The following is a 23,904-nucleotide window of genomic DNA, read 5'->3' on the forward strand; positions in this document are numbered from 1 at the left end:
TTTGCGATATTTGCAATTTATTGCTTTGCAAAACTATCCCATATGCTACAGTCTTTTTTATCTATATTTTTATGACAGACAACCCTTAAACCAATTCCAAGGATCTGACTAATCAGAAAATAGTTGCTACCTTTCAGTTAGTAATAGCTTTGGAATTGGTCTTAATATCGAAAATCGTCATTATTAAAAGCCAGATAGGAATCTCTCTGTGACATTACCTGTATTAAAGTCTGCTAGCCTAATCAGTGTCATACTATTAGCAACCACTGCTTGTGCTCAGCCAAGTTCAGCGGATGCCAACAGTAATAACGTAACGCAAAGCACTACAAATTCGCAAGCAACTCAGACAGTGAGTGCGACTGTCGATAAGCGCTTGCGCCAAGTACTGACCCAAGCAGGCATCAAAACACAGATTACTTCTATTGTGCCATCCAAACTGCCCAATATGTATCAAGTGAATTTGGCTGGACAACTGCCGCTGCACATCACCGAAGATGGTCGTTACGTCATACAAGGTGAGCTACAGAAAAACCCAAGCAAACGGGTAGTGACCAAAACACCAGTACGTAGCACGAGTGCGCAGGTAGGCGAACCTGTCAGTGCTTCAGTCAAGTCTGACATGCTAGCAAATATGGCTGCGCTTAAGAACATGAGCGCGAAAACACCGTTCTTTTATACCGCAGTACCGGGTGTTATCTGGGGTGCAACGCTAGAAGGGGTGCCGTTTTTACTATCAGATGATGCGCAGTATATTACCGATGGCGAAATATCAGTCATCGAAAATGGTCAATTTATCGGCCTCGATGAAAACTTTGAAAAACGCAAAAACCAGTCTGTGTTTGCGTCATTGGACAAAAGCCAACTGATTACTTATCCAGCAACCACTACTGAGAGAGCCGTTATCTATGTGGCGGATGATGTGAACTGCCCTTACTGCCGCCGCTTGCATCAGCAAGTGCCATCACTCAATGCGAAAGGTGTGACAGTCAATGTCATCGGCTATCCGATATATGAGGCGTCACCGAAGCAGATGCGTGGTATCTGGTGCCAAGCGGATGCAGACAGTCGTCGTCAGGCATTTGACAGGGCAATGCTACAGGGTGAAATGACACCTGCATCAGCAAGTTGTACAGTTGACCATGTGACACCCAATCGTGAAAAAGCAGCTGGACTTGCGGTGATGGCGACGCCTGCCATCTACCGTGAAGATGGCGTACTATATCAGGCGAGTTTTGAGAGTCCAGAATTTCTAGAATTCTTGGGCGTTGAATAATCGACTGGTATGGTTAAGTGTTTCAATAATTCAAAACTTTAAGGTATTGGACTGCTAAACAACGTAAAAAGACCGCCTTATGAATCAGTTCATAAGGCGGTTTTTATGGTTCTATTCAGACATTTTTGCATCTCAAAAGCTGTCTTAAATAATTTATGGTAAGACGATATCAACGATTTTCCAATTGATAAGTCCTTCACGCTGCATCTCGATAGTGAGAGGATAGCCTTTTACCTGACCACTGATACTAAAGCAATTGATACCGCAGTAGCTAAGCGTTGGCTTTTCGCTGTCATTGCCTTGGGCGACTTGCTGCTCAAGTTCTGCCGCTTGTTTTTTCATGACTTGCTGCATTTGACTTTTGACCACGGCATCGACATCACCGCGCTGAATGATTAAGCTCTGAATTAGGTTTTTCAAGTCAACTTGATCGCTAGCGATGGCCCATGCTGCGGCTAGCTCTTTGGTTGCTGTATTGGCTTGACCTTGGGTATTAATCACCTTTTCGATATTCTGCGGAGTGATAGCACCTTCAACTGCCTGCGCGATAAAACCATTCGCGGCTTGGGTCAACGGCTCACCGCCCAATTCAGAAATTAGTGGATACTTAGTCATTGTCGTCGCAAATTGGCTGGTTAGCTGATTTTGGACGCTTGGTCGCACTTGCTCATAATCAATAGCCGCTGCGATAGTGGCACCGTCTTTATCATCATAAGCGTTTTTGAGCTGATAAGCGCTGTAATAAGGCGAGCCTGCATACACTGCTACCGCAATGATGATTAATAGAATAACCAGCTTTTTCATAAGACTTGATACCTTGTCGCAAGCGTCATCACTATGAGTATAAATGACCGTAGATGTGGCGGTAAATATTAGCACGACTGGGCACCGCTCAGGTACGAAAAGCTTTGCAGTAACCTTAATGAATCGTTTGGCTTTTGCCGCAGCGATGCCAACTGCTAATTTCATCATTTAAGAGCTTGATAAATCAGCAGACCATCTCCATAAATAGCGCAAACTTTTTATAATTGATTTGGCTAAGCAGCCTTCACCGTATTTGTTGGTTAAGTCTAAGCATTATGGTTCTATAGCATATGATTTGTAATGTTTCATGTGAAACGTTATACATATCCGATAGCTAAGAGTCATGAATAAGATTAAGACAATTATCAACTGAGCTGATGATTTGACGAGCCGGTGTGGCTGTAAAGACGATAGGAGAGAGCATGAGTAAGCGCGATTTTTATGAAATATTAGGTGTCAGCAAGACCGCTGACAGCAAAGAAATTAAGCGAGCCTACCGTAAGCTTGCCATGAAATACCATCCAGATCGCAACTCTGATGATCCTGATTCGGAAGACAAATTCAAAGAAGCTTCAATGGCTTATGAAGTATTGAGCGACGAAGAGAAACGTTCAGCCTACGACCGTATGGGCCATGCAGCCTTTGAAAACGGCATGGGTGGCGGCGGCTTCGGCGGCGCAGGTGGCGGTAACTTTCAAGATATCTTTGGCGATATCTTTGGTAACTTCGGCGATATCTTCGGTCAGCAGCGTGGCGGCGGCGGTGGGCGTTCGCGTCGCGGCTCTGACTTGCGTTATGTGATTGAGCTGACATTAGAAGAAGCCGTACGTGGCTGCAAAAAAGAAATCAGTTTCACGGCTCCTGCGCCTTGTGATACCTGTGATGGTAAAGGGGCAAAAAATGCGTCTGATGTGGTCACCTGTCAGACTTGTCATGGTCAAGGTCAAGTACGTATGCAGCAAGGTTTCTTTGCGGTACAGCAAGCTTGTCCTCATTGCGGCGGTACTGGTAAACAGATCAAAAACCCTTGTTCGGACTGTCATGGCAACGGCGTAAAAGACAAATCACGCACCTTAGAAGTCTCTATCCCTGCAGGCGTCGATGATGGTGATCGCGTTCGTCTAGCTGGCGAAGGCGAAGCGGGCGGCGCTGGCGTACAAAATGGCGATCTATATGTCGAAGTACGCGTCAAACAGCACAATGTCTTTACCCGTCAAGGCGCTGACCTATATATGGATGTACCAGTAAGCATCACTGATGCAGCATTGGGTAAGGAAGTAGAAATCCCAACCTTAGATGGTAAAGTAAAAATCAAAGTGGCAGAAGGTACGCAAAGTGGTAAGTTACTGCGTGTACGCGGTAAAGGCGTAACGCCAGTCCGTACTACTATGAAAGGTGACTTGATTTGCCGTGTGGTTATCGAAACACCAGTGAATCTGACTCGTGAGCAAAAAGACTTGCTACGCCAATTCCAAGACACGTTGGATGATGACAGCAAGCATCAACAGTCGCCACATAAGAAGTCATTCTTCAAAAAAATCGGCGATTTGTTCGATTAAGAAATAATCTAACTAAGTAGCTAGTATTGAACTAAGCCCAAAGGTTTCACATGAAACCTTTGGGCTTTTTATTGATGGTATAAAAAGCCATTCATGTGATGATATTTGCTAAACTTACGATAAATATGGTCAAAAATAATTTCACCAAATATAAAGCATCTAAGGTAAAAATATGAGCGAACAAGCGAATAATAAATCTATCAACGTTGGGGTAATCGGTGCAGGCGGACGTATGGGTCGTATGCTTATCGAGGCTGTACAGAACAATCCACAAACTACATTAAAAGCAGCGATTGAGCGTCGAGGCTCTAGCCTAGTCGATGCTGATGCCGGCGAAGTTGCTGCTATCGGCCATTTAAATGTGCAAATCGTTGATGACTTAGCCGCTGTGATTGATGATATTGATGTACTGATTGATTTTAGCTTGCCTGACGCCACTGAAGAAAACATGCAAGTTTGTGCTGAGCATAATGTAGCTATGGTCATCGGTACCACAGGATTCAATGAACAGCAAGAACAAGTACTGGCAAAAGCAAGTGAGAAAATAACTATCGTATATGCGGGCAACTATTCGACAGGCGTTAATTTATCATTGAAGCTACTCGGTATGGCTGCCAAAGCGTTTGGTAATGATGCTGATGTAGAAATCATTGAGGCACATCATAAGCATAAAATTGATGCGCCTTCTGGTACGGCGTATATGATGGCCGAAGCCGTCGCGGAAGCGCGCGGACAGAACCTAAAAGACGTTGCTATTTATGGCCGCGAAGGACAAACTGGCGAGCGCAAATCTGGAACAATTGGTATTCATGCAGTACGTGGTGGCGAAATCGTAGGCGACCATACTGTGATGTTCATCGCAGATGGTGAAGTGGTTGAGATTACCCATCGTGCACGTGCGCGCATGACATTTGCCGCTGGTGCAGTGCGTGCCGCAACTTGGGTCGTTGAGCAGGAAGTAGGTCAGTACAACATGCAAGATGTACTTGGATTAAGTGACTAACGACTATTTATAGTTAATGGTTGATGATTGACTATAGCGTGATGACTGATGACTTAATAGCAGCAAGGGAGCAGGTATGAATAGTATCAAACGTTATGTTAGGCATAAACTGATAAATACTTTTTGTACCACCAACCTTGCAAGCCTATCAGCCTTTGCACTGAGTCTAGCGGTTCTACCAATTAGCGTACAAGCCAGTACTTCTCAAACCTATGTTATCCATACTTATGGCGGGGCTAGCCTACTACCTGCAGTAAGGCAGCAACTAAATAGTAGTTCTGACGGTGGCACAGTGACTACGTATCAAGATAAATTGGTACTGCGAACGACGGCACGCAATTATGAGGCAGTACAGCAGTTATTGTCTCAGATAGACCGTCAACCACAGGCATTGACGGTCGCCGTACGTGTTGGCAATAGTAGTAGCCTGCAAGGTAGTATTCAGCAGGGTCAGGTCATTATTACCAATCGTGGTATCCAAGGTACAGGCGTTATTAGTCAGCGTAGCAGCCAGCAGCAGAGTAGTAATCTATATCAAGTACAAACACTATCTGGCAGTGCGGCGAGTATCAGCACAGGTACGCTTTATTCGCTAACTCAAACCTATAATGCTAATAACTATTCAACTTATCATCGCTCAGCTAACGATAATTTCAAACCACAGATCGTGATTCAGCAGCAAATACTACTACCGACGACACAAGGCATTGCCGTCACACCAAGACTGCTGCCTAATGGACAGGTGGAAGTACAACTTTTACAAGTAGAAGAAAGGTTAGTGCAGCCGAATTCACCTTATAATCAAATGAGTTCTACTGACAACTCTACTGGCAGTGCTAGCAATGCTATTCGAGGTCAAAGATTGAACAGTACGATTATCGTGCCGCGTGGACAGTGGGTGACAATTGGACAGATTTCACAAAACTCAACCAATAGCACTAGTAACAGTAGCCGTAATACCAATAATAGCGTGCCTATTTCTTTAAGAGTTGAATAGTCATTAAATTGTCAAGCACAAAAAAGCGCGATACGGGTATTAACCGTGCCGCGCTTTTTTGTGGAATAGTATTAAGTACTAGTCAATATAAACCACTTCGAGCGGTGGGAAACCATTGAACTCTACCGATGAGTAAGAGTTGGTATAAGCACCAGTGGTCAGCCAGTAGATTTTATCACCAATCTCAAGCTCTTCTGGTAGCTGATAACCCGCTTCTTCATACATGATATCGGTTGAATCACAGGTTGGGCCTGCCAATACCACAGTACCCTCGCTGGTAGACGTTTCCATCTTAGGCGTATAGACAGGGTACTTGATAGCTTCGCCTAGCGTTTCGATTAAGCCTTGGAATAGACCAACGTCGGTATATACCCAACGAGTCAAATCGGTATCTGACTTACGAGAGATCAGTACCACATCACTAACCAAGACACCTGAACCACCAACGAGTGAACGGCCTGGTTCTAAAATAATCTCAGGCATCTCATCATCATTATAATCATCAGTCAAATAGCTGGTAATCTCTTCTGCATAGACCTTAATAGGATTGACTTCGCTGATGTAGTTGGTTGGGAAGCCGCCACCTAGATTGATCATTTGTAGCTTGATGCCTTCTTCGTTCTTCATCCAGTCAAACATATATTTAACTTTGGCTAATGCATCATCCCATGCAGCGACGTCTTTTTGCTGGCTACCAACGTGGAATGAGATACCATAAGGCACCAAGCCCAGCTCGCGTGCTTGAACCAGTAGGTCGATGGCCATATTAGGATGGCAACCAAACTTACGTGACAATGGCCATTCTGCTGTCTCTGAGCCTTGAACCAAGATACGCACAAATATTTTAGAACCTGGAGCATGTTTGGCAATGTTTTTTAGATCTGCTTCTGAGTCAGTCGCATATAGATCAATGCCTTTTTCAAAGGCATATTTAACATGCTCAGCTTTTTTGATGGTGTTGCCATACGAGATACGAGATGGCTCAACGCCGCAACCAAGTACACGATCAAGCTCATAAATAGAGGCACAGTCAAAGTTTGATCCAAGGTTTGCTAGTAGATCGATTACTTCCACCGCAGGGCTAGCTTTCATTGCATAATGCAGTTTTGCGTTAGGAAACAGGCTTACCATTTCGTGGTATTTGGTTTCGATACGACTAAGGTCAACTACTAAGAAAGGCGTCTCGCGGCCTTCAGCAGCCTTGGTAAATTTCTGCCAGCTGGCAGGTTCAAAATATTGGTCAATTTTGATCATTGTCATAGTAGTAAACCTTTTGTGGAAACTGTATCGGTTAGAAAAATTATCGCCAAACAGTGAATGCTAAATATTAACACCCACTGTAGACGTAACTATGTGAAGGATAAAGACGAAATAGAAAAGATAAGAATAAAGAGTAGAGCTTTAAGAATTGACGGCTTGTGTCTGTTTTTCTGCTGATTGAGCTTCTTGCTTTTCACGTATTTTGAGAACTTTGCGGACTTTATCACGAGCACGAGTCTGTTTTAGACGAGACAAGTAATCAACGAAGATTACGCCATTTAGGTGATCCATTTCATGTTGGATACAAACAGCAAGCAGTCCTTCGACTACCTCATCGATGACCTCACCGTTACCGTCTAACGCTTCGATACGGACTTTATTAGGACGTTCGACTTTGTCATAGACATCAGGTACGGATAAGCAGCCTTCTTCATACGGTTGCTTTTCTTCTACCAGTGGCGTGACTTTTGGGTTGATAAAAACTCTAGGAGAGCTTTTGTCTTCAGACAAATCCATAACGATAAGCTGAATATGATGATCCACTTGACTGGCTGCAAGCCCGATGCCTTGAGCATCATACATCGTCTCGATCATGTCTGCGATTAAGGTTTTGATTTCAGCAGTCACTTCCTTGACAGGCTTGGCGATAGTACGCAAGCGAGGATCTGGGTAACTTAAGATAGGGAGTAGTGCCATAACGCTCACCTCAATGATAGGGACAAAATAGGGTTGGTATTATAAGATAAATGGGGACAAAAGTAATGCTTATCAATACTTTCGCAGTCATATGATGCTATATGTATATAGAAAGACTAAATTTCGATTATAAATTGCATAAAAAAGCCCTGCTTAACGCAAGGCTTTGTTTATATAGTATTTTAATTAGCTAGTAATTAATTTATGACCAAGCTATGCACAGCTTATAACTAATTATGCACGGCGTTTGTTTACAATCATTTCATATAAGAACAGTAGGATAATTGCACCAATTACTGAGAATATAAGACCAGTGAAACCACCATCAGCGTTAATACCGATTAGGCCAGCTAGGAAACCACCTAGCATTGCACCAACGATACCCAATACGATAGTCATAACCCAACCCATAGGGTCATTACCTGGTTTGATAGCACGTGCTAATAAACCTGCGACTAAACCTATAATAATCATCCAAATAAAGCTCATGTTATTCTCCTAATATTATTAATATTTATAATGTGTTACAAATTTTGATAAATCTATTGTAAACACTCCTCGGACGCAAAAGTAAGCATAAAATGTTACTACTGTAGGGGCTATGTGAGGAAAAAGTCCGATTTGCTATCGAGTAAGGGCAATAAGTAAACGAAAGGTTACAAAGGTAGCAGTGGTGCTAACAACGTTTATTAACGTGGTACCTGTAGTGCTGAACTCATATAGTGAAGACATATAAATATTAGAAATGAAAAACGCAGCCATCTATTAGATGGCTGCGTTTATATGTAAGAGAATAAGAAGAGCTATTTCTTTATAAGAGCTGCTTCATTATCTTAGCTAGAAGCATTAGCCGTTATGCAATGCGGTTAATAGACGCTGATGAATCCCTTCAAAACCGCCATTTGACATGACCACAATCGCATCACCTGCTTTTGCATGACTGCTAATATGCTCAATGATATCATCAATGCTTGATAACACTTGTTGGTTGCCGATAGCGTCACTGGTTACCTTAGCTTGTTCGATGACCTCTTTTAAGCCCCATTCCAAACCAGTAGGCTCGTACCATAATGTGTAGTCAGCAAGTGCCGCTGATTGAGCCAAACTGTCTTGATGAATACCCATTTTCATGGTGTTACTACGCGGCTCAATGATAGCCCAAATGCGTCTATCAGCCAGCTTCTTTTTGGCACCATCCAATGTGGTTGTAATAGCTGTTGGATGATGGGCAAAATCATCAAAGACTAAGATGTCATTGACGTCGCCAATCAGCTCCATCCGGCGCTTAATACCAGCGAAATCTGATAAAGCAGCACAGGCAGTCTCAACACTGACGCCAACATTATAAGCAGCGGCTACAGCAACTAATGCATTGTTGACGTTATGGATACCGATCATTGACCAGTTTACGATAGCAGTTGGTTCTTCGTTAGCAGCAAAACTAACTTTGAACTTACTACCGTCTTCTTGAATCAGCTCAGCCTGCCAGTCGCTACTATCTTTTAAAGCACGCGTATTTTCACTGGTATTAGCTAAAGTAGAGTCGATGACGGCAGTACGCCAGATAGGTGTCCAAACCCCTTTTGCTAGCGTATCTTCTAGACTGATGGTCGCGGCTGGCATAATAATTTTGCCACTGCTTGGAATCATACGCACCATATGGTGGAACTGAGTTTGTATCGCGTTGAGATCTGCAAAGATGTCTGCATGATCAAACTCAAGGTTATTCAAAATAGCAGTACGCGGACGATAGTGAACGAACTTCGAACGCTTATCAAAAAACGCAGAGTCATACTCATCTGCTTCAATCACAAAGTAACCAGATTTATCATTATCGCTTTTATCAGCACTCAAATAGCTGCTGTGCGCAAACACTTGCTGTAAGTGCTCGTCAGTTGTATCAACCAATGGCACACCGCCAATCAAAAACCCTGCGTCGATACCAGCATAATGTAATATCCACGCAAGCATAGTAGTGGTTGTGGTCTTACCATGTGTCCCTGCAACGGCGATTACATGGCGTGACTGCAATACTTGCTCAGATAAAAACTGCGGACCTGAGGTATAGCGCAAGCCATTATCTAGCATATACTCAATCACATCCATGCCGCGCTTCATCGCGTTCCCAACGACGACTAAGTCTGGCGTTGGTTGCAAGTGCTCTACTAGGTAGCCCTCTTCGATAGTCACGCCAGCATTTTCGAGCTGAGTGGACATAGGAGGATAGACATTGGCATCTGAACCCGTGACCGTATGTCCAAGCGCACGTGCTAGCAATGCCAGTGAGCCCATAAAAGTACCACAAATACCAAGGATATGAATATGCATAGACGTTCCGTACGCGCTTGAATGAAAAGAATAGAAAGCGGATAAAATAAAGTATGAGGTGCCTAGCTGTCATCAGTAAAAATAAACGCTTTGATAAACAATGACCAATACATCAGCTGGGCAAACAAGCAATCATTGTAAAGTAAACCCTGTTCGATGACCAATAAAAAACGCCTAACAAGTAGGCGCTATGTAGCTAATGTAATTTGGCTGTTTTAGTATGTAGAGATACGCCAGCTAACAGTCAGCATGAGGACGCTTTTATTTTCGTGATAACGTATAGTCATCCTCTAAATTATCGTGTTCATCGATCCGTATCAAGCGGTTGTCTTGGATATGATAGGTCTCGATATTTTTTCCTTCATAGACAATGGAGATTTTATCATTGTCTTGTCGGTAGATGCCCGATTCGAGTAGGGGTGTTTTTGGTTTTTCAGGATTATGATAATAACTTGCTTTTAGTACGGAACCATCAGCGAATAGGTTCAGTGTAACGTCGATACTGTCGCAATCTATACAAGAGACCATACCGCCATAATCGCCCATCAATGTCGCTTGCAGCATACTGCTTTTTGCTTCTGATCGCTCCATAGAGCTGTCTGCATAGGTATCTTTATTTGACTGAGCAGCAGCAATTAATGATTGCCCTTCCACCATTTCGCCTGTCTCATCATCATTCGCTAGCTCAGCACTCTCAATATTGTCATCTTGCAATGATTGTGAAGCCTCCTGCGATTCAGAACCAGTCGACGCGAACGTCGATACCATGTCTTTATCGGTATTGGATGAGGCACTATCACAGCCTACGAGTAGCACACATAGTGACGCTACCAGTAACGAAGGACGCCACCGTTTTACGATAGCAAGCGTGGTAGAGCGAACGGGAGCAAAATATATCATGGTCATACCAAAAACAGTTTTTAACAAGTATTTTTCAAGCTCATCTATACTATCGACAACGTAAAGCCATTGTCAAAGATAAGGATAATAAGGCATGGGCGCGTAGTAATAATATAAATTAATAACTTGACAGCATTATCTTATATTCAAAATACAGATAGCTTATGAGTAGAAAGCGACAAATATCTAATGCTTATCCGTTTATAAGGTAAGCTGACTAAAGATATCAAAGGCTTGAAAATATCTCTGTGGGCTTTTTGTTGTTGGCCTTATATCTAAAAGGCATAAGTTGACATTAGCGATACCTGTTGGTAACGCTAATATGGGTTGTAAGGGCGGGTTAATAGTAGACAAAAAAACAGACATCGTATCGAAGATAGCAATGTCTGTTTTAAAAGCAGAACTAGGAAAGAAACCTAACGTCTTATTGAGTCATAAGATACTACTTGGAAGATTTTACGATACGCATTAATATCAAGACATGTACGATCAGCAGCACACTAAATAGAATCAACGACTGCTCAGGAATACTTAATCCCATAAGCATCCAATCAACAGAGGCGCATTCGCCAGATCCTGCAAATACTTCTTTGAATACTTGTAGGATAGGGAGGGTATCAAGCCAATAGTTCAGTCCTGGACCACAAGAAGGTACTTGGTCAGCAGGTAAATGTTGCAGCCATACATGGCGTGCTGCTACCGCAGTTGCCCAGCCGATACCTACTAGACTCCCAAGCCATAGCAATAGTCTTATCACTTTAGACTTAGGATTAAACAACGCTGATATCAGGGCAAATCCGCCCATGACGATTAGACCAACACGCTGAAAAATACAGAGTGGGCAAGGTGAAAGCCCTAGATGACGCTGTAGATAAAACAGCGCAAAACTCATGCCTATGATGGCCATTATCACCAAAAATACTTGCAGGTTACGGTAAGTGGTTAGCTGTCGCATTGTGCGGTTACTCTTATGGGTTTATCTATAATAGATATAGGGTAGCAATCAAGATTAAGCAGTCAAAATTTTACAGTCAGACCTTAGCAATCAGACCTTAGCAATCGTCAACTAGTCATCAGAATTCAGCAATCAATAACTGGCAGTTAAAAGTTAGTAATCAAAAGCTAGTAATCACGCCTTAGCGATACTGCTGTAAAAATTCCGCAAAGTCTTCTGTTTCAGATTGCTCAATCTCAGCTTGCTGCAAGATAGATTTTTCTGCCAATACCTCGTATTTAGCTTGGGTATTTGGACTAAGTGTCTGCTGTAATAAAGACTCGCGATGCTGCTGAGCCAATGTAAATCCAAGCTGCCATAAGCTGCCTAAGCGTTTGCTATCGGAATTTACTTGTGCAGAGATAGTCGACTCAGAGTGTCCTGCTTTGCCTTGCATCAATGCTACGGCCGCACGGTAATCGTTACCACCGTAGTGAGCATCAAGCAGGGCAGCAAGCGGCTGCATACGCTCTAGATGCGTTAGCATCCAGCTTTCAAGTGACTGCTCTTGACCATTATTGATAATATGCAAGTCATCACGGCGACCTTCATTGACCACCCGCTCAAGATTGATAGCGAGCGTGTCTTCTTCTTCAGGTAGCAAGTCTGGTGAGTCACTGAACAGGCAATACAGCGCCATCACTTCCAAGAAACAAGCACTAGAGAGGCGAATACCTACGTCACTATATGGGTCAAGATCGATAGCACGGAACTCGACATAGGCGATACCGCGACGCTCAAGTGCTTCGGTTGGTGTTTCACCGCTCATCGCGATTTGTTTAGGACGAATAGGGCTGTAGTACTCGTTTTCTATTTGTAAAATATGATTGTTAATTTGGATCGGGTTACCATTTTCGTCTTCTAAGCCAAGCTTAGCAAAGCTTTCGTGCGGTGTTTGGATGGCACGGCGTAGACCATCGACATACTCTGGAAGATAGTTGTAACGGATATCAAGCTGCTCTTGCACGCTATTTGTATAGCCAAGCTTACCCATACGTAGGCTAGTCGCAGCAGGTTTGTAATAGGTCGAATCATTGAGCAATTCTAAATCGTGCTCACGCCCTGCCAAGAAACAAGGACATACGCTCGGACTGGCACCTAGCAAATACAAAACAAGGCTGGTCAGACGTTTAAAGTTACGAATCAACCCTAGGTATTTTTCGTTTTTGAACTCTGTCAACGTTTGGCTTTGTGCGGTCGGCGTTTTGGCTTGCCATGTCTCAAACAACGTATCACCAAAAGATAAGTTGTAATGCAAACCAGCAATCGTCTGCATGCGGCGACCATAGCGGATACCAAGGCCACTACGATATAGGGTTTTTAGCTTACCCGTATTAGAGCTACCATAATCAGCTAGTGGGATATCTTCGTCTTTAGAAGACAACATGCAAGGCATCGATAATGGCCACATCAGCTCACCTTCAGGTATGCCCTGATAGACCAATACGTGCAATTGGCGCAGCATATTAAGGGTCTCTTTTGGTGAGGACTTTGGTTCAGTGATGAGCTCAAGCAGGCTTTCTGAGTAATCAGTAGTAATAAAAGGATGGGTAAGTTTTGATCCAAGTTTGGCTGGATGCGGGGTCTGGGCCAAGAAACCATCAGGCTTTACGCGTAGGCCCTCTTTTTCAATACCGCGGAGCATACCCGTTAAGTGTTGGCTATCAAACCAATTAGGGATTTCGAAATTAACAAAGCTACTCGCAAAATTACTCATAATAGTCATCTATTGTTATTTATTATAGTGGATCAAAACACGATAAGCGTTTGTCCATAAAATAGGTAAATGTTAGGTCAATAATTCCGTCAGTTTAGCTCAAAGCTGTCTTGAAAACCACGGACAATTACAAATACGATAAGCTTTAGGCAAAGCGATTTGTGAGGATTTTGACCCTGTTTTTAATACAAATTCATCTCGAATATAGCGTTATTCTGGCCAGATAGTTTGATAAAAAAAGCATCTACCTGAGAGATAGATGCTTTGTTCATTATGCCTACAAGCCATTTGACATAGTATTGGCACACTACCGCATTATCTTAATAACCATAGCGCGACCGCGTCTATTTGGCTTATATAGAGAATGACGAACCGCAGCCGCACGTGGTCGTGGCATTTGGATTGGTCACCACAAAACGTGCACCTTCCAGACCTTCGGTATAGTCAACGGTAGAGCCTTGCAAGTATTGATAGCTTAGCGAATCGACGACTAACGTCACATCCCCATTATCAAAATTGGCATCGTCTTCGTTTAGATCGTTGGCAAAGTTAAACCCGTAAGAGAAACCAGAACAACCGCCACCCGTCACATAGACACGTAACATAAGATCGCTATCACCTTCTTCTTCGCGTAGACGGCGTACTTTTTGCGCCGCACTATCAGTTAGGCTTAATACGGTTGGGTCTACTGATTGGCTTGAGCTTGGACTAAATTGGTTGGCTGATTCGTTCATATCTACCTCAGTTGCTAGGATCAAATGCGGTCGTCGTCCTGTTTGGGTTTGCAATAGGGTACTTGCAAATAAAGATACGCACGGCGTTTGATTTAATTGGGTGCTGTCATTATGGCAAAGCTATTGGTGCATTATAAGCTGTTTGTGCAATTTCAAAATAGTATTTGTGCCACTACAATATTTTATTGGCTCTATTGATAGTGGGCACTTATCTTTTAGCAGTATATCATAATGGGGGTGCTGATTCGTTTGTCAAGAGTGATGCAACTACTGAATTTTACTAATGAATAGCAGTGTTCCATTTTTGATATTGTGTTTTTTAAAATAACTGCGTCAAGGGGCTAAACCAATAACCAGACTAAAAAATGATAGCGTGTGACTAGGGCGTGTTGAACATTCAAATATTAGGGCTGCTGATCGCTAAAATTGCACCAAACTAGGCGCAAGCCGACGATAATGTCGAGACCTTAACTAGGCTTGTAACGACCTTTGGGGTGATTTTAGCATCAGCCTTTCAGGGCAGTACTCTTTTTTGCCAATACATGGCGAAATTGTTTAACCTAGAATGACTAGGCATCAAAAATTTCACGGCATATTGTCTAAAAAATAGTCACTGCCAGCACCACATTTGAATGTTCAACACGCCCTATATAAAACACTACTTAATAATATTAGGCAGTCTTAAAGCTTATTAGTCATATTACGGTATTTTACGGCCATAACCTTTATAATAGTAACAACCATGTATGAGCTCAAGAGTCGCTTGTACAACATAAGGTGTTTGGCGTAATAAATACTTAGTTTTGAAATAGTTATTTAATTGTTTGCCTATGTGGCAAGCGTTTGAAATAATAGCCGCCAGTTGGCATACCCTATGTGTGTTTCTTATTGCCCTATATCTATATTATTGTTGAGATGAAGAAATTATATGATCGAATTTAAAGACGTTGGTGTTCGCCGTGATGGTCGTGAATTGTTTGCAGGTGCAAGCTTTCAGCTCCATCCAGGTCACAAAGTTGGACTGACGGGCAACAACGGCACAGGCAAATCTACTTTATTTGCGCTGTTACTGACGCAGATGGGTACAGGCGATACAGAAGTCACCCTTGATAAAGGTGAAGTCAGTATTCCTGATAGCTGGCATGTGGCGCATATGGCACAGGAAGTTGGTGCTACGACGCAGTCTGCAATTGATTATGTATTGAGCGGTGATGAGCAGTGGTATGAAATTAATGCTGCGCTAAACGATTTGAGCAGTGTCAGTGATGAGCAAATTGGTGTGCTACACCAGCAGTTCGATGAAATCGACGGATATCGTACGCCGACCAAAGCGGCACAAATTATGGCAGGTCTTGGTTTTAAGACTAGCCAGCATGAGCTGCCCGTAGAAGGGTTTTCTGGTGGTTGGCGTATGCGCTTAAACCTCGCCAAAACCTTGATGAGCCGTGCTGATTTGATGTTACTCGATGAGCCAACCAACCATTTGGACTTGGACGCTATCTTGTGGCTTGAAACATGGATCAATGCCTATATGGGTTTGGTCATTGTGATTTCGCATGACCAAGCGTTTTTGGATGCGACAGTCGGTCATATCCTGCATGTCGAGCAACAAAAAATCACTCTATATACTGGTAACTATCAGCAGTTTATCCGTACCCGTCACGAACGTATGGCGCAGCAGCAGCAAGCGTTTGAAAAGCAAGAAGCGACAAAGGCTCACTTGGATGACTTTATTCGTCGTTTCCGTGCTAAAGCCAGTAAAGCCAAGCAAGCACAGAGCCGTATTAAGCAGTTAGAGCGCATGGCAGAGCTGTCACCAATGATGGCTGACAACCCGTTCTCGTTCCAGTTCTATGAGCCAGCAAACATGAGCTCACCGCTGATTGAGCTGACCAACGCAGATATTGGCTATAGCGAGACACCGCTTCTACATAATGCCAATGTACAGGTAACCCCTGATACCCGTCTCGGCTTACTGGGTATGAACGGCGCTGGTAAATCAACGCTGATTAAAGCATTAGTCGGTGAGCTTGGCGTACTAACAGGGAAATATCGTGTTTCGGATACCCTAAAGCTAGGCTATTTCAATCAGCATCAAATGGATATCCTAGATGCCAAAGCAACACCTATAGAGATGTTACGTCGCCTAGCAGGTAAAACCTCCGATGCGATGCTACGCTCGTTTTTGGGTAGCTTTGACTTCCGCGGTGAGCGTATTGACACCCCAAGCGAGCTATTCTCTGGTGGTGAGCGCGCGCGTTTGACCTTGGCGTTAATTGTTTGGCAACGTCCAAATGTCCTTGTACTCGATGAGCCAACCAACCATTTAGACTTGCAAATGCGTCAAGCGTTGACCATAGCCTTGCAAGGTTTCCAAGGCGCAGTGGTACTGGTATCGCATGATCGAGAACTAATTGCCAATGTCTGTGATGAGCTGTATCTAGTACATGATGGCATCATCGAAGAGTTCGATGGCGACATTGGTGACTATGGCAAGTGGCTAGCAGAGAAGCGCAAGCAAGAGAACGCATCAGATAAGAATACCGGTAAGAAAAAAAGTAAAAAAGAGAGTAAGAAGTTTGTTTCACGTGAAACAGACAGTAGCCAAGTAAGCAACAAAGCATCTGATAACTCATCAAATAGTAAAGCTGCGACGCCTGCACTTAGTAAAGAAGAGCAGCGTAAGCTAGCCGCTGAACAACGTAAAATGACAGCACCTATCCGCCGCGAGATAGAGCAAACAGAAAAAACACTGGCTAAGATTGATAAGCAGCTTGTAACGCTGGAAGAAAAACTGGCTGATACAGATCTGTACGAAGAGAGCCGTAAGTCTGACTTGCTTGTATTGCTCAATGAGCAAACAGCGCTACAGCAGCAACATAGTGATAATGAAGAAAAATTACTACTATCAATGACGACTTTAGAAGAGATGGAAGCTAAGTTCGCATAAAGCGTTATAGATAGTTAGTTATATAGGCAGACATGAAAAAGGGATGGCATAAGCCATCCCTTTTTTATTACATTATTCCTTACGATATTTGCCATCGCCGTACGACAGTATTTCCATCGTGGTCGTACAAAGCTGACAGTTTATTTCACCAGCAGCGGCTTTTGATAAATCAAGGATACGACCTCTAATAAAAGGTCCTCTGTCCGTGATTTTTACAACGACGCTCTGCTTTGTCTTTTGATTGGTTACTTGTACCTTCGTGCCGAACGGTAACGTGCGATGTGCAGCGGTTAAAGAGTTCATGTTGAAGATGCTGCCACTCGCTGTGCGCTTGCCATGAAACTTACTACCGTAGTAACTGGTATTGGCAGCGAAAACTGTGGTGCTAAGTAGTAGCGATAAAGTGACAACCAAAGACTTGATTAAATAAGACATTTAATACCTTTAAGCAATTAATAAAATAGACAGATGCTCTTGCCTACGTTATCTATACTCCCTATGAGTATGAATAATAGGGGATTCTACAAGAGCTAGCTTGTCATATTATTACTGCTGTGTAAAAAACTCATGAGGTCAAATAGCTGTTTTTTAAGGAAAAATAGCTATTTTTTAGCAAAAATAATGATGACGTAGATACTAAAATTAGACTTATAAAGAGTGATTCTCATAAAGAAGCCGACAAAATACTGGAAAGCTATTAATACAATATAAATAGGTAATATATAAAGACCAAATCTATCGATATAGCATAATTATCGTTATGAAAGCTCAAGTAGAAATAGATAATATAATGTAAAAAAACCTTGCTATATTCTTACTATTTTGTAGAATGGATAAGGTTAGACATTATTCTAGAGTATCTATCAAATATACTCATAATAAGTTTGATTTTTTATCAAATAATCTATTTTTTATCGTCTTTCGAGGAAGTTTTATGTTAAAGAAAATTGCGATTGCTTCAGTTGTTGCTGCTATGATTCCATTTAGCGCAGCTAATGCCGATCTTGGTTCTAGCTTTAAAACGGCAGAAACTGGTCGCACTATCGAGCAGATTTATAAGCAGTGTGGTATTGGTGGTGCTTTGTTTGGTAATTCTAGCCCTATCTTAGCTATTATCTCTAACGTGACTTGGGATTTAGGTACTACGGCTGCTACTTCTGACTCTATGTCTCCTGAAACTTGCCAAGGTGGTAACGTTAGAGCTGCGGTTTTGATTAAAGAAGCCTTCCCAAGTGTTGAAAAAGATCTAGCTTCAGGCCAAGGTGCTCATTTATCTGCTCTACAAAGTGTTGCTAACTGTGATTCAGCCGCTAGCGTACGCGCACAGTATGGTCAATATACTCAGACTTCTGCCTATCGTACTGCTACGCAAGATCAAAATGCTGAGACGCTATTTAGCATCGTTAAGCAAAGCTGTACTATCTAAATATTGAAAGTGCTAGGTATTAAGTTTTTAGTTTAATACTCAAAATTTTGATAATTTAATGATAAAAACACGTAAACCTAGTGCTTACGTGTTTTTTATTGCTCATGTATTTATGGTATCTAAATAAAATGCAAAAGATGTTTTTATGGGTGGCTTGCTTGGCTGCAACGACTATTTGCAATGCGGAAGTTGATGAAACGAATGCCTATGCTTCAGATCCAGTAACAGTAGATAAAGAAAATAAATTCTCTTCTAGTAATGCTTCGTCTATCGCAGTAGATATGACTTCAAGTGATCGCGAGAACTTGTCAGATATTGTGCAAAGCGTACAACGACTCACTGAATCGCAGATACAAGAGCAAAACCGAAACTCTCAAAAAAATACCGCTATTGATCCCATAAAACTAAAATCATTGGCTAAGCACTCCCAGTGGCAACATTTATTGTTTTATAAAAATGGCAAGGCTGAAGTCATCTCACCAGATTTTTATTTAACCAATCCCAAGCCTCGTTCGAAACGTAATTTTGACCCCTATGCAGAGCTTATAGCAACGATAGAGCAAATGAATAATGAGGGCGTAGTTTGTAAGTATCCAGCCAGATATTTATGGCTTAATCATCATTTACCAGAACTGAACGTCGATCTCAAAAACTGCTCAAAATTACCCGATGCGAATCAAGAAATAAGCCTGATCCTAGTAAGCAGCTATCTAAAAAACCCAGCTTCTTCATTTGGTCATGTACTGGTCAAAACCAACACGTCTATAGATAATATAAATAATACGAACAGTGATGTTAGAGAGCTATCTAGCGAGGACTTACTTAATAATTCATACAACTTCGGCGCTCGTATTCCAGAAAATGAGAACGGTGCAATGTACGCGCTAAAAGGACTATTTGGGTTTTATGATGCTGGGTTTTCAGAGACGGAATTTTTTAAACAAGACGCGGTATACTCCAAGAACGAGCAACGTGATATGTGGGAGTACGTGCTCAATCTAGATGCCTTTGAAACACAATTATTGAACTATCATTTATACGAAGCAAAGTCCGCTCGCTTTGACTATTACTTCATCAAACAAAATTGTGGTTATCGCTCAGGAGAGATACTTGAGCTGATAAGCGACATAAAAACGACTGAGCGAGTAGGTCCTTGGTATGCGCCAGACTATGTATTCGATCAGCTATTAGAATACGATAACGGCGCTGATTCCTTAGTGTCTTCAGTACGCTATTTGCCCTCTGAACAAACGCAACTGCGCGAGAAGTTTGTACAATTATCTAAGCCAATACAAGCCGTCATAAACTCTGTCATTCGTACAGAAAGCACTGCCCCGCTTGCTACTTTAAACGCGGACGATAAGGCAATTGCGCTTGATTTTCTGATCTTACATCGTACTTATAAAATCACGCAAGACGATACACCGAAGCAGAGAGCTCTCAAAAGCGAATTGCTCAGTCAGCGTTTTGCGCTACCAGCTAGCAATGGTTTGGCTCAGCTGCCTGTACCAAACAAACCCTCTCCAGCATTGAGTAACAAAACCACGCAGACTACAGTCGTTTTATCTGAGGAGAGGGCAGAAGTTGGTTTATCGTTATTTGTAAAAGACCCACTGAACGCTCATACAGATATTGATAAACGTTTTGAAGCCGTAAAAGCGTCACTGGGTTATAGCTTTGATATGCATCAATGGACATTGACGGATTTCGTATTTTTAGACATGCAGCAGATTGAAGATCTTAGACAACCGTTATTAGGCGAACCTAAACTGTCTTGGCAACTAAAAACAGGTGCTCGTACAGATACGTTTACTGGTAATCGACATAGCCCTTACGCACAAGTTGGCGTTGGCGCAGGCGCTAAGTTTGGTAAACATATACTTGGCTATGGTATGGTCAATGCGACGGCCCATGATCAAGATAAACACGCAGATATCGGTATTGAGCTTGGCTTACGTATGAAACGTAATAACCAAAGTGCTGAATTGTCTTACGTAACTTCAAAGCGAGAAGGGCGCGCTGCTATTGATGTTGCCAAATTAACATTACGCCAGCAGCTATCAAAGAATAACGATGCTAGGCTTATAATGACATATTCAGACACTGTGATGGCCGATAATAGCGTAGTGTTAGGTGATTCAGATAAGATAGATGCTGCAGTCGCTTGGCATCACTATTGGTAATATTTATATAACGGTGTTTGTTGTAATTATTGTTATGATGATAAGTAGGCTACAAAAATTGCTATAGCAAAATCTAGTAGCCATTTATACCGTATCGTTTGAAATTGGCAGACTGATACCACTAATATGTTTTTATTTTGGGGAAAATAACATGGCAGAGAAAAACTACTATGACATTTTAGGGGTCAAAAAAGACGCCTCAGACGCTGATATCAAAAAAAAATACCGTAAGCTCGTTCGCCAGTATCATCCCGATGTCAGTGATCATCCAGATGCTGATAATAAAATTGCAGAAATAAACAACGCTTACGAAACGATCAGAGATAAAGACAAGCGCGCCGAATATGACGCTATGCTCAATAATCCGTTCGCAGGTCAAAGTAGATCAAGTGGGTTTGGTGGCAGTGGGCAAACTGATGCGGATCAAGGTGGGTTTCGCTGGAAAGATATCAAAGATCAGTTTGGTGACGGTGAGGCCTTTGGTGATGGTGGTTTTCGCTTCGATGACATTTTTTCAGCATTTGGTCGCGGCGCACGTGGGTCAACTGGTGGACAAACGGGCAGTCGCTCTCAAAGCAGCGGATTCGATCAATTTGGTGGTGGCTTTGGGACGCAAGACAGCAAAGGTCAAGATCAGCATGCCGAGATTACCGTTGATTTGTCTTCAGTATATAGTGGCGACGACTATAGTATTAAGCTAAACGTCCCTGTTCGTCAGCCCAATGGTAATGTCGACTACGATAATAAAACCCTTAAGATAAAAATTCCTAAAGGTATCACTGATGGTAAGCAAATTCGTTTAGCAGGGCAAGGTGCTGCTGGTAGCAGTAATGGCAAAAATGGCGATTTGTTTTTGAAGGTTAAAATTCGTCATGATGCCAGTATTCGTATAGAAGGCGCAGACATTTATCAAACTGTGAATATTGCACCGTGGGAAGCGGCATTGGGTGAAAAAATCAATGTCAGTACGCCAGCGGGTACGCTTGGTGTGACCATTCCTAAGAATAGCAAGTCCGGTAGCAATTTACGTCTTAAAGGCAAAGGTATTCCTGCCAAGCAAGCAGGCGACTTGTATCTAACTCTAAATATTGTCAATCCTGATGTCAGTAACGATGCGTCGATACAGGCTTATGAGCAGCTAAAACAAGCCTTTGCTGATACCAATATTAGTCGTTAAACGAGATTATGAGCAACCATTATTTATTACTGAAGTAATAGACGAATAGCAGAGATGAACACGATACCGATGAAATAAAGAGAAAACGAGGATAATAGCTATGAACCACTCGACTGAATTTACAGACATCATCATGAGCTTAGATGAACTGGTCTCTGCCTGTGGCCAAGAGCGCCAATGGGTCATCGAATTAATCGAAGAAAATATCATTGAATATGATGTACCAGAGCATGAAAAATTTACTGGTTATCAGCTGACGACAGTGCGCCGTGCATCGCGATTGAGTCGTGATTTTGAAGCCAGCGTACCTGCCATTGGATTGATACTTGAGCTGTTAGATGAGGTTGAGCAACTGCGCCAACTTAAACGTCAAATAGAGCAGCAAACACCAGTCATCGAAGTCGATATAGACAGTCTAAAGTAACCAAAACAGTAAAATACCACATAAAAAAAGGACCCTATAAAGGCCCTTTTTTTATATCTATATAAAACACGTCAGCAAAAATTAACGCGAATAAGTAGGATCCGCTGCTGCTGTAAACAACACATCAGTTGAAGAGTTCAAGGCAGTCTCAGCTGAATCCTGAATTACACCGATGATAAAGCCAATCGCAACTACTTGCATCGCAATATCATTTGGAATACTAAATAAACTAGCAGCGAGCGGAATCAATAGCAACGAACCACCAGCAACACCAGAAGCACCGCAAGCACTAATCGTAGCAACCAGACTGAGTAGCAGCGCTGATGCAAATGTCACTTCGATACCCAACGTATGAGCAGCAGCAAGCGTTAAGACGTTAATGGTAATTGCAGCACCAGCCATATTGATCGTGGCACCTAGTGGAATGGTCACCGAATAAGTGTCTTCATGCAATCCAAGCTTACGGGCAAGGTTCATATTGACTGGAATATTGGCCGCTGAACTGCGTGTAAAGAAGGCAGTAATTCCTGATTCGCGCAGACATCTGAATACGAGCGGATAAGGGTTTTTGCCCGTTTTAATAAGGACAATAAGCGGATTGGCAACCAACGCAATGAATAACATACAGCTGATTAATACCATCAAGATACGTGCGTAGCCTGCCAAAGAAGCAAAGCCTGTCTCAGCAACCGTGCTAGCGACTAGGCCTAAGATACCAAATGGGGCTAAAGCAATAATCCATTTAACCACTTGTGAGATGGCATCAGCGAAATCACCGACAACATTACGAGCAGTATCACTGGCTTGGCGCAGTGCAAAACCGATAATAATTGCCCATGCTAAGATACCAATGTAGTTGGCTTCGGCGATTGCATTGATCGGGTTGGCGACCAAGTTCATGAGCAAGTTCGTCAAAACTTCTTTTAAGTCAGCAGGTGGTACTTGTGCGATATCGGCGTTGATCAAGACCAGCTCTGTCGGGAACAAAAAGCTGGCACCGACTGCCGTTAGTGCTGCCAAAAAAGTGCCGAACATGTACATGATGAGCACCGGCTTTACGTAGACTTCATTGCCACTGCGATGTTGACTAATGGCTGCCATAACCAGAATAAATACTAGGATGGGAGCGACTGCTTTTAGGGCACCGACAAAGAGTGTACCGAGCAACCCTATGGCGGTGCCGATACTTGGCGCTAGCCAACCAATCAATACCCCTAACACCAAACCAATAATAATAAGCGGCACCAGCCCTATACGCTGATACATCGCAATTAATGAACGCATCTGTACACCCTCAAGTCCGTTAAAAGTAAGTGAATTGTCACAACAGAAAATTTATCGAAGAATGGTAGCATTTTTTGACATATTCGCATACCGCTCATAGCAGTAGCTGTCGCATGCAAATAGAGGAATAGTAGAGTTGTACAACTAGTATAAAAAAGAATGCAGCACCTATAGGCAAGAGCTGACTACTCAAAA

20 protein-coding genes are annotated in these 23,904 nt (G+C 42.6%); 9 read left to right on the plus strand and 11 right to left on the minus strand.

Translation table 11 applies throughout. The annotated features are described in order from the left end of the window. The first annotated feature begins 208 nt into the window (after nucleotides 1-208). The gene (locus tag HCZ91_RS05115) at nucleotides 209-1,273 is read left to right on the plus strand and encodes a disulfide isomerase DsbC N-terminal domain-containing protein (protein WP_179798554.1); all 1,065 of its coding nucleotides are present in this window, start codon (nucleotides 209-211) and stop codon (nucleotides 1,271-1,273) included. Between the two features lie 153 nt (nucleotides 1,274-1,426). Here HCZ91_RS05115 and HCZ91_RS05120 read toward each other — a convergent pair whose 3' ends face one another. Beyond that, on the minus strand, nucleotides 1,427-2,245 hold the full coding sequence (locus HCZ91_RS05120; RefSeq protein WP_257019977.1) for a DUF2939 domain-containing protein: 819 nt from the start codon (nucleotides 2,243-2,245) through the stop codon (nucleotides 1,427-1,429). A 254-nt stretch (nucleotides 2,246-2,499) separates the two neighbouring features. On the opposite strand from HCZ91_RS05120, the gene dnaJ reads away from it, so the two are divergent. From dnaJ to HCZ91_RS05135, 3 genes are all read left to right on the plus strand, one after another. Continuing rightward, nucleotides 2,500-3,636: a molecular chaperone DnaJ gene (gene dnaJ, locus HCZ91_RS05125; RefSeq protein WP_057757637.1), complete on the plus strand. Its 1,137-nt coding sequence runs from the start codon at nucleotides 2,500-2,502 to the stop codon at nucleotides 3,634-3,636. A 172-nt stretch (nucleotides 3,637-3,808) separates the two neighbouring features. Then, on the plus strand, nucleotides 3,809-4,639 hold the full coding sequence (gene dapB, locus HCZ91_RS05130; protein WP_179798555.1) for a 4-hydroxy-tetrahydrodipicolinate reductase: 831 nt from the start codon (nucleotides 3,809-3,811) through the stop codon (nucleotides 4,637-4,639). 76 nt (nucleotides 4,640-4,715) lie between these two features. Then, a complete protein-coding gene (locus tag HCZ91_RS05135; RefSeq protein WP_257019978.1) occupies nucleotides 4,716-5,636 on the plus strand; it encodes a hypothetical protein in 921 nt (306 codons plus the stop codon). Nucleotides 5,637-5,714: 78 nt separating this feature from the next. Here the strand turns inward: HCZ91_RS05135 and HCZ91_RS05140 are convergent, their stop codons facing one another. The 8 genes from HCZ91_RS05140 to erpA all read right to left on the minus strand — a co-directional run bounded on the left by HCZ91_RS05140 (nucleotide 5,715) and on the right by erpA (nucleotide 14,265). Beyond that, nucleotides 5,715-6,890, minus strand: a complete 1,176-nt coding sequence (locus tag HCZ91_RS05140; RefSeq protein WP_057762254.1) for a type III PLP-dependent enzyme — start codon at nucleotides 6,888-6,890, stop codon at nucleotides 5,715-5,717. A 147-nt stretch (nucleotides 6,891-7,037) separates the two neighbouring features. Continuing rightward, complete coding sequence (gene def / locus HCZ91_RS05145; protein ID WP_057757649.1) at nucleotides 7,038-7,592, minus strand: peptide deformylase; 555 nt, start codon at nucleotides 7,590-7,592, stop codon at nucleotides 7,038-7,040. A 234-nt stretch (nucleotides 7,593-7,826) separates the two neighbouring features. Then, the gene (locus HCZ91_RS05150; RefSeq protein WP_179798556.1) at nucleotides 7,827-8,081 is read right to left on the minus strand and encodes a GlsB/YeaQ/YmgE family stress response membrane protein; all 255 of its coding nucleotides are present in this window, start codon (nucleotides 8,079-8,081) and stop codon (nucleotides 7,827-7,829) included. 357 nt (nucleotides 8,082-8,438) lie between these two features. Further along, complete coding sequence (mpl, locus tag HCZ91_RS05155; protein WP_179798557.1) at nucleotides 8,439-9,920, minus strand: UDP-N-acetylmuramate:L-alanyl-gamma-D-glutamyl-meso-diaminopimelate ligase; 1,482 nt, start codon at nucleotides 9,918-9,920, stop codon at nucleotides 8,439-8,441. 261 nt (nucleotides 9,921-10,181) lie between these two features. Then, nucleotides 10,182-10,820 carry a copper resistance protein NlpE N-terminal domain-containing protein gene (locus HCZ91_RS05160; RefSeq protein ID WP_179798558.1) on the minus strand — a complete coding sequence of 213 codons (639 nt, stop codon included), beginning with the start codon at nucleotides 10,818-10,820 and terminating at the stop codon, nucleotides 10,182-10,184. Between the two features lie 442 nt (nucleotides 10,821-11,262). Then, complete coding sequence (locus HCZ91_RS05165; protein ID WP_134292233.1) at nucleotides 11,263-11,775, minus strand: disulfide bond formation protein B; 513 nt, start codon at nucleotides 11,773-11,775, stop codon at nucleotides 11,263-11,265. Between the two features lie 181 nt (nucleotides 11,776-11,956). Beyond that, nucleotides 11,957-13,531 (minus strand): glutamate--cysteine ligase, encoded by a 1,575-nt coding sequence (gene gshA / locus HCZ91_RS05170; RefSeq protein ID WP_179798559.1) that lies wholly within the window; start codon nucleotides 13,529-13,531, stop codon nucleotides 11,957-11,959. Between the two features lie 353 nt (nucleotides 13,532-13,884). Continuing rightward, the gene (gene erpA / locus HCZ91_RS05175) at nucleotides 13,885-14,265 is read right to left on the minus strand and encodes an iron-sulfur cluster insertion protein ErpA (RefSeq protein ID WP_179798560.1); all 381 of its coding nucleotides are present in this window, start codon (nucleotides 14,263-14,265) and stop codon (nucleotides 13,885-13,887) included. A 928-nt stretch (nucleotides 14,266-15,193) separates the two neighbouring features. Between erpA and HCZ91_RS05180 the strand changes: the two genes are divergently transcribed. Further along, nucleotides 15,194-17,215 carry an ATP-binding cassette domain-containing protein gene (locus HCZ91_RS05180; protein WP_179798561.1) on the plus strand — a complete coding sequence of 674 codons (2,022 nt, stop codon included), beginning with the start codon at nucleotides 15,194-15,196 and terminating at the stop codon, nucleotides 17,213-17,215. A 72-nt stretch (nucleotides 17,216-17,287) separates the two neighbouring features. Here HCZ91_RS05180 and HCZ91_RS05185 read toward each other — a convergent pair whose 3' ends face one another. Beyond that, nucleotides 17,288-17,650: a septal ring lytic transglycosylase RlpA family protein gene (locus HCZ91_RS05185; protein WP_057757673.1), complete on the minus strand. Its 363-nt coding sequence runs from the start codon at nucleotides 17,648-17,650 to the stop codon at nucleotides 17,288-17,290. 499 nt (nucleotides 17,651-18,149) lie between these two features. Between HCZ91_RS05185 and HCZ91_RS05190 the strand changes: the two genes are divergently transcribed. From HCZ91_RS05190 to HCZ91_RS05205, 4 genes are all read left to right on the plus strand, one after another. After that, the gene (locus tag HCZ91_RS05190; protein ID WP_179798562.1) at nucleotides 18,150-18,641 is read left to right on the plus strand and encodes a DUF3015 family protein; all 492 of its coding nucleotides are present in this window, start codon (nucleotides 18,150-18,152) and stop codon (nucleotides 18,639-18,641) included. Nucleotides 18,642-18,769: 128 nt separating this feature from the next. Next, on the plus strand, nucleotides 18,770-20,824 hold the full coding sequence (locus HCZ91_RS05195; protein ID WP_179798563.1) for a DUF4105 domain-containing protein: 2,055 nt from the start codon (nucleotides 18,770-18,772) through the stop codon (nucleotides 20,822-20,824). 151 nt (nucleotides 20,825-20,975) lie between these two features. Next, nucleotides 20,976-22,001, plus strand: a complete 1,026-nt coding sequence (locus HCZ91_RS05200) for a DnaJ C-terminal domain-containing protein (RefSeq protein ID WP_179798564.1) — start codon at nucleotides 20,976-20,978, stop codon at nucleotides 21,999-22,001. Nucleotides 22,002-22,101: 100 nt separating this feature from the next. After that, nucleotides 22,102-22,425 carry a chaperone modulator CbpM gene (locus HCZ91_RS05205; RefSeq protein WP_179798565.1) on the plus strand — a complete coding sequence of 108 codons (324 nt, stop codon included), beginning with the start codon at nucleotides 22,102-22,104 and terminating at the stop codon, nucleotides 22,423-22,425. A gap of 81 nt (nucleotides 22,426-22,506) precedes the next feature. On the opposite strand, the gene sstT is transcribed toward HCZ91_RS05205, so the two are convergent. Then, nucleotides 22,507-23,709, minus strand: a complete 1,203-nt coding sequence (gene sstT, locus HCZ91_RS05210) for a serine/threonine transporter SstT (protein WP_057757687.1) — start codon at nucleotides 23,707-23,709, stop codon at nucleotides 22,507-22,509. Between the last annotated feature and the right edge of the window lie 195 nt (nucleotides 23,710-23,904).

The organism is Psychrobacter sp. BI730 (assembly GCF_013414195.1).
In the GTDB taxonomy this organism is placed as follows: Bacteria; Pseudomonadota; Gammaproteobacteria; order Pseudomonadales; family Moraxellaceae; genus Psychrobacter.